A 12821-nucleotide genomic window follows, 5' to 3' on the forward strand; every position below is an offset into this window, starting at 1 on the left:
CGGCCTGTGACTTGCTTCTCAATGCGAAAGATTGCGCAATGGGAACCGTTCGCCGATTGTTGTATGAGGCAACCACCCACGACTCGCCGGAGGCTGCGCGATGAGCGCGAAACCCATGAACCACCGCCAGATCATGGAGGCCCTCTCCGGCCTTCTGCTGGTGCTCTTCGTCGCGATGGCCTCGTCGACCATCGTCTCCACCGCACTCCCGAAGATCATCGGATCGCTGAACGGCACCCAAACCCAGTACACGTGGGTGGTCACCGCCAGCCTGCTCACCGCCACCGCCTCCACCCCGATCTGGGGCAAGCTCGCCGACCTGTACAGCAAGAAGTTGCTGGTGCAGATCTCGATCGTGGTGTTCGTGCTCGGCTCGATCGTGGCCGGCATGGCCCAGACCGCCCCGCAGCTCATCGCCGCCCGCGCCTTCCAGGGCCTGGGCATGGGCGGCGTGCAGGCGCTCGTCCAGATCGCCATCGCCGCGATGATCCCGCCGCGGGAACGCGGCCGGTACAACGGCTACCTCGGCGGCGTCATGGCCGTCGCGACCGTCGGCGGCCCGCTGCTGGGCGGCCTGATCGTCGACACCGCGTGGCTGGGCTGGCGCTGGTGCTTCTACATCGGCGTGCCGATCGCCATCATCGCGCTGGTCGTGCTGCAGAAGACGCTCAACCTCGCGGTCATCAAGCGGGACAACGTCAAGGTCGACTACGTGGGCGCCACGCTGATCGCGGCCGGCGTCAGCATCCTGCTGGTCTGGGTGTCGTTCGTGGACAGCTCGTTCGCGTGGCTCTCCTGGCAGACGTACGCCATGGTTGGTATTGGTCTGGTCATTCTGGCCCTGGCCGTCTGGGTCGAGACCCGGGTCGCCGAGCCGGTCGTGCCGCTTCAGATCGTCAAGCAGCGCAGCACCGCCCTCGCGATCATCGCGAGCCTCGCGGTCGGCATGGCGATGTTCGGCGGCGCGGTCTTCCTCGGCCAGTACTTCCAGATCGGGCGCGGTTACAGCCCGACCGAGGCCGGCCTGCTGACGATCCCGATGATGGCCGGCGTGCTCGTCTCGTCGACGGTCTCCGGGCGCCTGATCAGCAAGAGCGGCCGGATCAAGCCGTACATCGTCGCGGGCACGCTGATCCTGGTCGCCGGCTTCGCCGGGCTCTCGATGCTCGACCACGACACCAGCCTCTGGTACGTGGGCGGCGCCATGGCCCTGGTCGGCATCGGCGTCGGCATGTCGATGCAGAACCTGGTGCTCTCGGTGCAGAACACGGTCTCGCTCAAGGACATCGGCGCGGCTTCGTCGACGGTGGCGTTCTTCCGCTCGCTGGGCGGCACGATCGGCGTCTCGGTGCTCGGCGCGGTGCTGGCCCACCGGGTCACCGACAACCTGACCCACGAGCTGGCGGCGGCGGGCATGCCGGCCGGCGGCGACGCGGCGGCGTCCAGCTCGCTGAACCTGTCGGCCCTGCCCGAGGCGATCCAGAACCTGGTCCGGGTCGCCTACGGCGACGCCACCGGCCACATCTTCCTGATCTCCGCGGCCATCGCGGTGGTCGGCGTGATCGCCGCCCTCCTGATGAAGCCGACCGCCCTGCGCTCGACGGTCGACCTGACCAAGGCGGCTGCCGAGACCCCCGCGGCCGAGGACGAGGCCCAGATCCCGGCCGAGGCCCTGGCCCGCTGAGCGTTTGTTCGAATGAGGCGCTCCGCGGAGCGCCTCATTCGCGACTTGGATCACGTGGGTGCGCCTGGGATGTTTCGCTTACCCAGAGCTAGCCTTTGAAAGCACGCAGTGCTGTGGGAGGGGTGGGACGGGGTTGGACGGCGAGCGATTATCGGTAGCCCTCCTCGAGCTCGAGGACGAGATCAACTGGGATGCCGCGGCGATGCTCGAGCGGGCCGTTCAGCTCGAGCGGCTGGCCCTCGCGCTCGGCGATGAGCTGCTCGTCGCCCGGGCCCGGCTCAGCCAGGCCAACCTGCACATGCGCGCCGGGGACGTGGCCGGCGCCGCGCGGCGTATCTGGAAGGTCCATCAGTGGGCCGTCGAGCACGACGCCCGGCAGCTCACCGCGCGCACCCACCTGGTCTGGTCCAACATCCACCGGCTGCTCGGCGACGCCGCCCAGTGCCTCGAGCACGCGGTGCTCAGCGTCGAGCTGCTCGACGAGACCGCCACCGACCACATGCGCATCTGGCACCGGGTCAAGCTGGGCGACGCGCTCAGCCTCAGCGGGTCGATGGACGCGGCGCGCCTGCGCTACCGGCAGGCCGCCGAGCTGTCCTCCCGGCTCGGGCGGCCCGACCTGCTGCTCGCGGTGCTCAACAACTTCGCGTACGCCGAGTACGCCGCCGGCCATCACGATCGAGCGCAGCAGGTCGCCGGCCAGTTGCAGGACGTCGCCAAGACCTTCGGGTTCGATCTCGACGCATCGCTGCTCGACACCATCGGCGCCATCCAGATCGAGAACGGGCAGCACGCCGAGGCCGAGAAGACCCTGCTCTCCTGCATCGATCAGCACAACGACGGCAGCCAGGACGACGCCGACGCGCTCGCCGAATACCTTCTGACCCTCGCCCGGGCGCAGCACGGCCTCGGCGCGTACGGGCGGGCCCAGCGCAGCCTCGACGCGTCCCGGCGGCTCTGCCTCGAGCGCGAGCTCGGCCACGTCCTGGTCCGGGTGCATCAGGAACAGGCCGAGCTGCACGCGACCCGGGGCGAGTTCGCCGAGGCGTACGCGGCGCACAAGGAGTTCTTCGCCGCCTACACCCAGCAACACTCGCTGCAGCGGGAGGCGCAGGCACGTACGCGTCAGGTGATGTTCGAGACCGAGGAGGCGCGGCAGGAGGCCGAGCGGTTCCGCGAGCAGGCGCGCCGCGACCCGCTGACCGGGCTGCGCAACCGGCGGTACCTCAACGAGCAGTTGCCCGGTCTGATCGCGACCGACCCCGAGCTGACCGTGGCGATCGTCGACCTCGACCACTTCAAGCGGATCAACGACGAGCTCTCGCACGACGTCGGCGACCGGGTGCTGGTGCAGGCGGCCAAGCTGCTCGAGACCGGGCTGGCCGCGGTGACGCCGCGCGGGTTCGTGGTCCGGCTCGGCGGCGAGGAGTTCCTCATGGTGCTGCCCGAGACCCCGGCCGAGCTCGCGGTCGAACAGCTCGACGCCATTCGCCGTACGATCAAGGGCTTTTCCTGGGAGGCGCTCACCGCGGGCGTTCCGGTCACGGTGAGCATCGGGGTCGCCGGCGTCGCCGACGCCGCGAAGGCGACCCAGCCGGCCCTTCTGTCCATTGCCGACCGGCATCTGTACGCCGCGAAGCACGGCGGACGCGACCGGGTGGTGTGGTCCCGCTCCCGGCGTGGCCGGGCCTCGGCAGCGTGAGCCTCCGGTAGCCCTCCTCAACGCTGCGTAGCCGCACTGCGGGCTCGGTTGTTGCACTCAAGGTGAAGATCCACGCCCCCAGTCGCTACCCTTGCGGACACTGACGGACGTCGACCTCTTCGCGGGGTCGAGTTGGGGGGCGGTCGTGGAGCTGGGCAATGAGGTGGCGCCGCCGGGCGTCAACATCAACGTGCCTCACTCCGCCCGCATCTACGACTACTGGCTCGGCGGCAAGGACAACTTCGCGGTCGACCGGGCCGTCGGCGACGCCATGATCCAGGCGATCCCCGACCTGCGCTACATGGCCGGCGAGAACCGCAAGTTCGTACACCGGGCAGCTCGGGCGCTCGTCTCCGGCGAGGGCATTCGCCAGTTTCTCGACGTGGGCACCGGCATACCGACCTCACCGAACCTGCACGAGGTCGCCCAGCGGCTCGAGCCCTCGACGCGCGTCGTCTACGCCGACAACGACCCGATCGTGCTGGTGCACGCGCGCGCCCTGATGATCAGCTCGGACGAGGGCCGCAGCGAGTACATCTCGGCCGACATCCGCGACACCCGGTCGATCCTGGACGACAAGGCGCTGCGCGACACGCTCGACTTCTCCAAGCCGATCGGGCTCACGCTCATCGCGATCCTCATGCTGCTCGCGGACGCCGACGACCCGTGGGCGCGGGTCGCCGAGCTGCGCGACGCCATGCCGTCGGGCAGCTGCCTGGCGATCACCCACCCGACGGCCGATTTCGCCCCCGACGAGATGAATCAGGCAGTACGCGCGGCGACGGACGCCGGGATGACGCTGGTCGCCCGCGACCGGGCGGCGGTGCAGCGCTTCTTCGGGGACTGGGAGTTGCTCTCGCCCGGGCTGGTGCCGGTGTCGAGTTGGCGCCCCGACGCCCCGGTCGAGAACCCCGAGGCCGCCTATTACTGGGCCGGAGTCGCGCGCAAGCCCCCGTCGACCAGATCGCCGACCGGACCGAGCAGGCCCTGAGGCAGATCGGGGACCGCCCTTGGGTAGCGGTCCCCGACCAGTACCCCCTCCCACCGAGCGGGCGTGGCGCTCGGCAGCGAGTGGACCGGTCGGGCGATCTGGCACGGGGGAACCGGACCGCCCGACCGGCGTTGGGTTGCGGGTGTTACGGCGTCACACCCGCGCTCGCGGTCTTGTCGGCACGCAATCGCGGCCTCTTCCGCGCCAGCGGAGCCGGAAGCCGCTCCGCCCGGATGAATATTTGGCGCCGGCCGACGCGATGGCCGGCCGAATTGATCTCTATGGCGTCGGCCGCGAGCCACGTGGACCCATCGCGGACGATGGCGATCTCCCACTCGACATGCACGATGCGTAACCGAAGCGTGCCGCTGCCATGACGATAGTCGGACTCCGCAAACTCGTGTTCGGGCCAGCGGGGCAGGCGCTCGAGGAGGCGGCCACCGCGGAAGGTCAACGCCGTCGGCACGGGCACCGGGGGGCCGGGAACAAGCCCGGCACGTCGGCCCCGCGCACAGCTGACGAGGTCACTCGCGCGCGTCGGAATCACCCTCCTCGGCCGGTGGCACGGGGTCGGCCACCGTCGCATCGGGGCGGCTCAGGGCATACCTGACGCCGCCGAATCGGTGCGTCACCGCGCTGGCCCTGGCCGTCGCGGCGGACACCTCGTCGGTCTGTGGCTCGTCGCGGTAGACGAGCGGCGGGTTTCTCCTCCGGTGTGTTTCCACTCCATCGGGGTCGCCCGGTTCCGCGTGCTCGGGGCCGATGTTGGGAATGGACATCTCGTCACCTCTCGCTCGGACCGCCCCCCAGGGAGCCTCGCGCCGAGACCGCAGACGCCGTTTCCGCGACCGACCCGTCACTTAAAGATGTCACCGTAAGTGACACCCCTTCTGGTGTGTACGTGCGTTATCATGCTCACAATCCCGTGAGTACGCAAGGCCAAATGCACGTGCATTTGCACAACGTGTGATGCGGCCGTTGCCACGAGAGAGCACCTCCGGGCGATCCCCGACCGGAGCAAACCAAGGGAGCTTCGAATGTCGTACGCGGTTAACGGCACCCCCGCCGGCCAGTTGGACGGTGTCACCTGGCAGAAGAGCCGGCGCAGCAACCCCAGCGGCAACTGCGTCGAGTGCGCCGCGCTGCCCACCGGAGAGGTCGCCGTGCGCAACTCTCGGGACCCCGAGGGGCCGGCCCTTATCTACACGCCCGCCGAGATCGAGGCCTTCATCCTGGGCGTTCGTGACGGCGACTTCGACAACCTGCTCGGCTGATCTCCAGTCGCGAGCGGTATGACGAAGGGCGCCGGGCGTGACGTGATCATGTCCACGTCACGCCCGGGCCGATTAGCGCAGACCTGAGCGAATACAACACACGACGCGCGGCAGAAGGCCCCTCACCAGCCCCTTGCCGTGCAGACGACAGAGGGCCGCGTCACCCCATGACGACCGCGGCCCTCTTCTGGTGTCCAGACCCTTTTGCTATGACCCGGTCGGCTTTGCTCGGACCCGGTCAGGCCGGGCGGCTTTGCTCGGACCCGGTCAGGCCGGGCGGCTTTGCTCCCACCCGGTCAGGCCGGGCGGCTTTGCTCCCACCCGGTCAGGCCGGGCGGCTTTGCTCGGACCCGGTCAGGCCGGGCGGCCGACCTCGTGCAGCAGCTTGCCGAGGATCTCGGGCGTGTGGTTCGGCGGCTCGGCGTCGATGCACACGCGCTCCATCGCCATCGCGTACTGGTCGACGTCCTCGCGCTTGTCGAGGTAGATCGCGCTGGTGAGCTGCTCGACGTAGACGACGTCGGGAAGCTCGGGCTCGGGGAAGCGCAGGATCGCGAACGGGCCGCCCGCGGCGGCGTGACCACCCGCGTTGAACGGGATGATCTGCAGCCGGACGTTCGGCTTCTTGGCCGCCTCGATCAGTGCCTCGATCTGCGCCCGCATCACCTCGACGCCACCGATCGGGCGGCGCAGCACGGCCTCGTCGATGACCGCCCACAGCTGCGGCGCCTCGGGCCGGTCGAGGACCTGCTGCCGCGCCCGCCGGAGCTCGACGCGGCGGTCCATCTCTTCCGGGGTCACGCCGGCGTGGCCGAGCATGATGACGGCCCGCGCGTAATCGGGGGTCTGCAGCAGACCGGGAACGAACTGGATCTCATACGTACGGATCAGCGTGGCGGCCGCCTCGAGACCCAGGTACGACTGGAACCAGCCGGGGAGGATGTCGCTGAACTGCTGCCACCAACCCGGGTTGTTCGCCTGGCGGGCCAGGACGAGCAGCGCCTCACGCTCTTGGTCGCTGGTGACGCCGTAAAGGGTCAACAGGTCGGCGACGTCGCGTTCCTTGAAGCTGACCCGGCCAAGCTCCATCCGGCTGATCTTGGAACCCGAGGCGCGGATCTCCCACCCGGCGTCTTCCCGGGTGATCCCCTTGGATTCCCGCAGACGTCGAAGCTGGGCACCGAGAAGGATCCGCAGCACTGTGGGGCCGCTGCCCGGTGCCTCCTCCTGCGAACCCGCGCTCACCTGACTCCTCGTCATCGCTGTCTGGGGCTGCCGGCCGCAGTCCCTACGCATCCTAAAGGGGAGATCGTCCACAACGAAACAGCACCAGCTTATCTCCGGAGCGTGACGCCCAGAGCATTCGCTCGGTGCGGATGCACGTGCAGACGGCCTTGCGGTTGCAACCGTTCGCGAGGATGATAGCTGACAGACACGCATCGCTCGCTGACACACCGTGTTGGTTGGCGAGGCGTGCCGCACAGTTCGGCTTCTCGGCCGACGCGTACGGGATGGATGGCGGTCAACGCCAACCTGACGACCGAGTCTCCGAGATCTGGGAGGGTCATCTCGATGTCCACGGCTTCCCCGCCTCCGCCCGGCACCCCGGAAAGGCCTGCCGCGCCGACCGTCGCCCCGCCGCAGCGTGACCCCGCCGACGTGGCGCCTGCCGACAGCTACCACCCCGCCGATCCGGTCTGGGTCTACCGAGACGGCTGGCGTGCTGGCGTGATCGAGGCGGCTTCCCCCCGCGCCGTGACCGTGACCTACCGCCCCGGCGCCCACCGCGGCACCGGCGTCGACACCTTCACCGCTCCTTATGTAACGGCTCGCTCGTCCGAAGATCCCGCGCTCGACCGCCGCGACCGGGGCCCACAGGCCCGGGGCGTGCGAATGACGCCGACCGGCCTGCCGGTGCGAGGCTCGGCGGCATGACCGGGGCGGTGGCCGTCGCGGCGTTCGTGGGCCTGTTGAGCCTGCTCGCCGGGGTGGCCCTCGGGTGGTATTTACGACGGTCCAACGATTGGTGTCCTGCTTGCGGCGACCAATTGTCCTGTGAGGGGTGTGGATCGGGGGCGGCCTGGCCGAAGCGGCCGGTTGCCACGACACATCAGAGTTAAAGCGTTCCGGATATATAGAGGGGCTGGCGCTGGCGCGCCGGCCCCTCCCGTGTTTGCGCCGCATTTCGGCGGTCGCTGCTGGGGGATGGCACGGGCCGAGCGAGCCCTGGCCCAGAGCGCGGGGGCAGAGCGCGGGGTACGGGGCAGAGCGCGGGTGCGGGACAGAGCGCGGGTGCGGGACAGAGCGCGGGTGCGGGACAGAGCCGGGCGCAGTTTCGGCGCGCGGGCGCAGCTGCGCGGCAGAGCGCGAGCCCAAAGCTGGGCGGGGTGTCGGCGCGAGCGCAGCTGCAGGGCAGAGCGCGGGTGCGGGGCCAGGCGCGGGTGCGGGGCTGGGCGCAGGCGGGGGCCGGGCGCGGGGCTGGGAGGGGTGCGGGGCGGAGAGCGCCGCGGCGGAACCGGCCGCTACGCACGGACACCGCGGCGAACGTTGGGCTTGGGGGTGACGCGTCGGTTACCAGAGGACGGACACGCCACCCCGAACGGGTGAATTCCCGCTTTTCGACCCCGCCGAAATGGTTACCGAACGTAGTTGTCGATCACTCGTGAGCCGGAACTATTCCCCCAAAGGGTCGATATTGAAGTTGTCACGGAAGACGTTCGCCGGGTCGTACTGCTTCTTGAGAGCGCGCAATCGGGCCAAAACCGATGCTGGCCAGGCCTCTTGGATTCGCTCGGGACTCTGGTCAGTTTCGAAGGAGAGGTACAAACCCCGGAAATGGGTGGCAAGCACCCCCCATGCTGCGTCCAATCTCGACTTTGATGCGCCGAATGCCACCACCGAGAAGTTTGCCGATCGGTGCGAATACGCGGTCTCATCCTCGGGCACGTCGGCCACCGCGCCGCCGACGGAGCGCACCTGGAAGAAGTAAACGGTGCCCGACGCGATCAGCTCAGCCGCCGCGGCGGCGAACGACGGGGTCAGATGCTCGATCAGACCCGAGCGGGCGACCGGCTCGCCTTGCCCGTCGTGCGCGGCGTCCGGCACGTTCATCACACCGGCGTACGGCAGCAGTTGGACCTGCTGGTCGAGCAGCGGCGCGATCTGGGCGATCGGCGTCAGGCGGTCGATGATCGTGTCGGGTGTGGACGAGTCGACCACGCCGTACACCTGGGCCAGCGCCTGCCCGCGCCGCGGCGGGCCCATGATCAGGTTGGTGGTGAGGTCGCGCGGGGCGGCCTCCATCGCCGCGCCCCAGCGTTCCAGCAGGCCGGCCGGGTCCGACGCGTCGTAGACGAACTGGCCGAAGCCCACGTCGCCGACCTCGTCGACCTGGAACTCGAAGGCCGTGACGATGCCGAAGTTCGCGCCGGCGCCGCGCACCGCCCAGAACAGATCGGGGTGCTCCGCGTCGCTGACGTGCACCTTCGAGCCGTCGGCGAGGACCAGATCGGCGGCGCGCATGTGGTCGATCGTGAGGCCGTGCTCGCGGGCCAGCCAGCCGATGCCGCCGGCCGTGGCCAGCCCGCCGACCCCGACGCCGCCGTAGTCGCCGCTCGACAGCGCCCACCCGTGCGGCGCGAGCGCGGCCGCCACGTCCTTCCAGCGGGCGCCGGCCTCGACCCGCACCAGGCGATCCGCCTCGGAGAGCACGGTGATCTCGCGCATCGACGAGAGGTCGATCACGATGCCCCCGTCGTTCGTGGACCGTCCGCTGATCCCGTGGCCGCCACTGCGCACCGCCAGCGGCACCTTCTGGTCGCGGGCGAAGGCGAGCGCGTCGGCCACCTCGTCGGCGTTCTTCGGCTGGATCACCAGGCCGGGCGAGCCGCCGCGCATGTAGGTCGAGCGCACTTTCGCGTACGCGTGATCGCCGGGCTCGACGGCCGTGAGCGACCCCGGAAGCTGGTCGTAATCGATGCCCTCGCGTCGTTTCGCGAGCTTGGCGGCGCTGCGCACCGGCCCGTCGACCACTCCCGCGGCCGACCGCGCCGAGGCGACCTGCTCCCGCACCGCCGGAATGACCTCCTCGGCGAAGCGCTGCAGCTCGCCCGGGTCGTCCGACCCGATGATCACAGTGCCAATGCCGTCCTCAAGCACCAGCGGCAAGATCTCGTCGATCCATTGGTCGGCCGACTTCGCCGGGTCCCCGAAGATGTTGAGCAGCCGCCGGATCTCGCGCGGATCGCGGCCCGCCCCGGCCGCCGCCTCGTCGATGATCGCGTTGCCCTTTGCCAGGTCACCGGGCTTGAAGTAGCTCAGCGACGGCAGCCAGCCGTCGGCCTTGGCACCGATCAGGCGCAGCATGCGCGGCTTGTAGGCGCCCAGCCAGATCGGCACCTCGTGCGCCGGGGCGGGGCCACGCTTGGCCCCCTTGAGCTGGTAGAACTTGCCGTCGTAGCGGAGTTGTGCGCGCTCGTCGGCCCGCCAGACCTCACGGATCACGTCGATCGCCTCGCTCAGCTGATCGACAGACTCGGGGGCGGTGCGGCGCGGGAAGCCCATCGCGACCATGGCGTCCCAGAACGCGCCCGCGCCGAGCCCGAGCGCGAGCCGCCCCTCGGAGAGCAGGTCGAGGCTGGCCGCCGCGCGCGCGAGCACCGGCGCCGGACGCATAGGGATGTTCAGAACATTGCCGGAGATATGTATTTTCGTCGTCTGCGCGGCGACCCAGCTCAGCAGCGTCCACGTGTCGAGGAACCCGGCGTTGTACGGGTGGTCCTGGAAGGTAACCAGATCGAAGCCGAGTTGCTCGCTGAGCTGCGCCCGAGCGACCGCGGCCTGAGGCGGGTCATTGACGGGCGTGACGAAGGTCCCGAATTCAAGCGGGTGGCCGTAATCCACAGTTCGAGCGTAGGTGGTTATTTGCGGCGTCAACTTGAGGTCCGCGCCACAAGATTCGACCGGAGTGACCTGGGTCACGCCGGGCGTGGGCGATCAGGGGTCCGGGTCGGTGTGGGTGCGGGACTTCAGGTCGCTCACCTCGGCTTGGAGTTTGCGGATCTCGCGCAGGAGCAGGGCTACGTCTGCTCGGGTGGCGGTTCCGGCCGGGCGCTCGGCGTCCGAGATGCGGTCGACTATCCAGCTGGCGAGGGAGCCAGTGGTGAAGCCGATCAGGCCCAGGCCGCCGATCATCAGGGCCACGGCGACCATCCTTCCCTCCAGCGTTTCGGGGTAGAGGTCCCCGTAGCCGACTGTGGTGATCGTGCAGACCGCCCACCACAGGGCGGCGGGGTAGGACTGGATGTTGCTGTCGGGATGGCCTCGCTCGGCCTCCAGCACGGCCAGGCCGGCCACCAGGACGATCAAGATGGTGGCGGCTATGACGTAGACGGCCAAGCGGCCCCGGGTCCAGGCGACGGCGTGGCGGTTGATCACGCGTAGGGCATTGAGCAGACGTAACGCGCGCAACGGGCGGAGCACGGGCAGGACCAGCACGGCCAGGTCGAACCAGTGCGAGCGGATGAAGCGGCGCCGGTCGCGGGCCAGGCTCATGCGAATCAGGTACTCGATGCAGAACAGCGCCCAGATCGCCAGATCGGTGGCCTCGCACAGGTGACGCCAGAGCGGATGCATCTCCGGGTCGAGGATCGGCCACGCGTACACCGCGATGAACAACACCGAGAGCGCGGTCAGCGGGTAGGCGGTCGCGTGCTCCCAGGCGCGCAGGCGGTCCTCGGACCGGTCGGAGGTCATGATCGCAGCTTGCCCGATCAACGTTGCCGTTCGTGGCACGTCGGGGCGGCCGTTACTCGGCCGGCGGTGCGCATATCGCTGGGGCGGCCCGCTGGCCCGAGCAGTTGGCGGCTCCGCTGCTGCGGTTGGGTGCGCGGTCACCCGTACGAATCATTGGTATTGATCTTGATCTTTATGGCACATGGCGCAGGCAACAGTTTTCGGGCGGGAATCGCCGGGTAGCCAAAGCGCGGAGGTGGTCCCCCGTGCTCGAACCCAACGAGAAAGCCGTCTTCGACGGCATGGTTACCCAGCTGCGCGCGGATGATCCACGATTCACCCAGCGCGTCGACCGGATGTGCCGGCCGAAGCAGCGGCTGTACACGACGATGGCGATTCTGCTGTGGACGATGGCGCCGCTGTGCATCGTGTTCGGCGGATGGACCGGCGTGATCATGGCGGTGGTGGCGACGGCGTACGGCGCGCACCTCATGAACAAGCGCGGTGGCGCCACGTTGCAGACGCTGTGGTCGTCGACGCGCCGCCCGCGGACTAGCTCCAGCTAGATCCCGTCAGCCGCTCGTATACCTCTATATAGCGGTTGCGGGTGGCCTCGACCACCTCGTCGGGGATGGCCGGCCCCGGGTCGGTCCGGTCCCACTCGGTGAGGCTCGACGACCAGTCGCGCAGGAACTGCTTGTCGAGGTAACGCTGGGTGCCGCCCGGCTTCCACTCGTCGGCCGCCCAGAACCGCGACGAGTCGGGGGTGAGCAGCTCGTCGCCCAGCTTGAGCGTGCCGTCCTTGGCCGTGCCCAGCTCGATCTTCGTGTCGGCGATGATGATGCCCTTGGTCTCGGCGATCTGCTGGCCGCGCCGGTAGACCTCGAGGGTGATGTTCTTGAGCTCGGCGGCTCTCTCTTTGCCGACCTTGACCTCGACGTCGGCGTAGGTCATGAACTCGTCATGGCCCTCCCCGGGTGGGACTTTGGTTGTGGGCGTGAAGACTGGCTCGGCTAACTGGGAACCTTCGATGAGGCCAGCTTCCAGCGGGACGCCGGAGATGGCGCCGTCGCGCTCGTACTCCTTGAGGCCGGAGCCGGCCAGGTAGCCGCGGGCTATGCACTCGACCATGACCATGTCTAGGCGCTCGCAACGGATGGCGCGGCCGGCCCACTCCTGCGGGACGTCGGTGGCGGAGATTACGTGGTTGGGGACTACGTCGCTCAGCTGGTCGAACCACCAGAGGGAGAGCTGGGTGAGGATCTTGCCCTTGTCGGGGATGGGCGTGGGGAGGATGACGTCGTAGATCGAGATCCGGTCGGAGGCGACCAGGAGTAGGTCGTTGTTGTCGGCGTAGACGTCACGGACCTTGCCTGAGTGCAGCAGCTCCACTTGCTCCCCTTTGCAGTACCTGTTCGGTATACCGCCACACGCTAT

12 protein-coding genes are annotated in these 12821 nt (G+C 69.1%); 6 read left to right on the top strand and 6 right to left on the bottom strand.

From position 1 onward, the window contains the following. Positions 1 to 100: 100 nt before the first annotated feature. The 3 genes from ACIA5D_RS23255 to ACIA5D_RS23265 all read left to right on the top strand — a co-directional run bounded on the left by ACIA5D_RS23255 (position 101) and on the right by ACIA5D_RS23265 (position 4377). Complete coding sequence (locus tag ACIA5D_RS23255; RefSeq protein ID WP_396032252.1) at positions 101 to 1684, top strand: MDR family MFS transporter; 1584 nt, start codon at positions 101 to 103, stop codon at positions 1682 to 1684. A 133-nt stretch (positions 1685 to 1817) separates the two neighbouring features. Next, positions 1818 to 3386, top strand: coding sequence for a diguanylate cyclase (locus ACIA5D_RS23260; protein WP_396032253.1), 1569 nt, complete (start codon positions 1818 to 1820; stop codon positions 3384 to 3386). 145 nt (positions 3387 to 3531) lie between these two features. Beyond that, positions 3532 to 4377: an SAM-dependent methyltransferase gene (locus tag ACIA5D_RS23265; protein WP_396032254.1), complete on the top strand. Its 846-nt coding sequence runs from the start codon at positions 3532 to 3534 to the stop codon at positions 4375 to 4377. Between the two features lie 145 nt (positions 4378 to 4522). On the opposite strand, the gene ACIA5D_RS23270 is transcribed toward ACIA5D_RS23265, so the two are convergent. Together ACIA5D_RS23270 and ACIA5D_RS23275 are read right to left on the bottom strand one after the other, a co-directional pair. After that, positions 4523 to 4849, bottom strand: a complete 327-nt coding sequence (locus ACIA5D_RS23270) for a hypothetical protein (RefSeq protein ID WP_396032255.1) — start codon at positions 4847 to 4849, stop codon at positions 4523 to 4525. 52 nt (positions 4850 to 4901) lie between these two features. Further along, positions 4902 to 5156: a hypothetical protein gene (locus ACIA5D_RS23275; protein WP_396032256.1), complete on the bottom strand. Its 255-nt coding sequence runs from the start codon at positions 5154 to 5156 to the stop codon at positions 4902 to 4904. A gap of 258 nt (positions 5157 to 5414) precedes the next feature. On the opposite strand from ACIA5D_RS23275, the gene ACIA5D_RS23280 reads away from it, so the two are divergent. Then, positions 5415 to 5651 carry a DUF397 domain-containing protein gene (locus ACIA5D_RS23280; RefSeq protein ID WP_378974874.1) on the top strand — a complete coding sequence of 79 codons (237 nt, stop codon included), beginning with the start codon at positions 5415 to 5417 and terminating at the stop codon, positions 5649 to 5651. 354 nt (positions 5652 to 6005) lie between these two features. On the opposite strand, the gene ACIA5D_RS23285 is transcribed toward ACIA5D_RS23280, so the two are convergent. Next, positions 6006 to 6896 (bottom strand): helix-turn-helix domain-containing protein, encoded by an 891-nt coding sequence (locus tag ACIA5D_RS23285; protein WP_396032257.1) that lies wholly within the window; start codon positions 6894 to 6896, stop codon positions 6006 to 6008. 327 nt (positions 6897 to 7223) lie between these two features. Between ACIA5D_RS23285 and ACIA5D_RS23290 the strand changes: the two genes are divergently transcribed. Then, positions 7224 to 7586, top strand: a complete 363-nt coding sequence (locus tag ACIA5D_RS23290; RefSeq protein ID WP_396032258.1) for a hypothetical protein — start codon at positions 7224 to 7226, stop codon at positions 7584 to 7586. A gap of 738 nt (positions 7587 to 8324) precedes the next feature. On the opposite strand, the gene ACIA5D_RS23295 is transcribed toward ACIA5D_RS23290, so the two are convergent. Further along, positions 8325 to 10553 (bottom strand): LLM class flavin-dependent oxidoreductase, encoded by a 2229-nt coding sequence (locus tag ACIA5D_RS23295; protein ID WP_396032259.1) that lies wholly within the window; start codon positions 10551 to 10553, stop codon positions 8325 to 8327. A gap of 93 nt (positions 10554 to 10646) precedes the next feature. After that, positions 10647 to 11405, bottom strand: a complete 759-nt coding sequence (locus ACIA5D_RS23300; protein ID WP_396032260.1) for a potassium channel family protein — start codon at positions 11403 to 11405, stop codon at positions 10647 to 10649. Positions 11406 to 11650: 245 nt separating this feature from the next. Between ACIA5D_RS23300 and ACIA5D_RS23305 the strand changes: the two genes are divergently transcribed. Next, positions 11651 to 11950 (top strand): DUF3040 domain-containing protein, encoded by a 300-nt coding sequence (locus tag ACIA5D_RS23305; protein WP_396032261.1) that lies wholly within the window; start codon positions 11651 to 11653, stop codon positions 11948 to 11950. On the opposite strand, the gene ACIA5D_RS23310 is transcribed toward ACIA5D_RS23305, so the two are convergent. Beyond that, complete coding sequence (locus ACIA5D_RS23310) at positions 11937 to 12776, bottom strand: phosphoribosylaminoimidazolesuccinocarboxamide synthase (protein ID WP_396032262.1); 840 nt, start codon at positions 12774 to 12776, stop codon at positions 11937 to 11939. The two genes, ACIA5D_RS23305 and ACIA5D_RS23310, sit on opposite strands and share 14 nt — an antisense overlap. Positions 12777 to 12821 lie beyond the last annotated feature (45 nt).

The organism is Actinoplanes sp. NPDC051513 (assembly GCF_044454685.1).
Lineage (GTDB): Bacteria > Actinomycetota > Actinomycetes > Mycobacteriales > Micromonosporaceae > Actinoplanes.

Coding starts and splice junctions, on each gene's coding strand:
- ACIA5D_RS23255 (WP_396032252.1), top strand. CDS start 101: ATGAGCGCGAAACCCATGAACCACCGCCAGATCATGGAGGCCCTCTCC.
- ACIA5D_RS23275 (WP_396032256.1), bottom strand. CDS start 5,156: ATGTCCATTCCCAACATCGGCCCCGAGCACGCGGAACCGGGCGACCCC.
- ACIA5D_RS23280 (WP_378974874.1), top strand. CDS start 5,415: ATGTCGTACGCGGTTAACGGCACCCCCGCCGGCCAGTTGGACGGTGTC.
- ACIA5D_RS23290 (WP_396032258.1), top strand. CDS start 7,224: ATGTCCACGGCTTCCCCGCCTCCGCCCGGCACCCCGGAAAGGCCTGCC.
- ACIA5D_RS23300 (WP_396032260.1), bottom strand. CDS start 11,405: ATGACCTCCGACCGGTCCGAGGACCGCCTGCGCGCCTGGGAGCACGCG.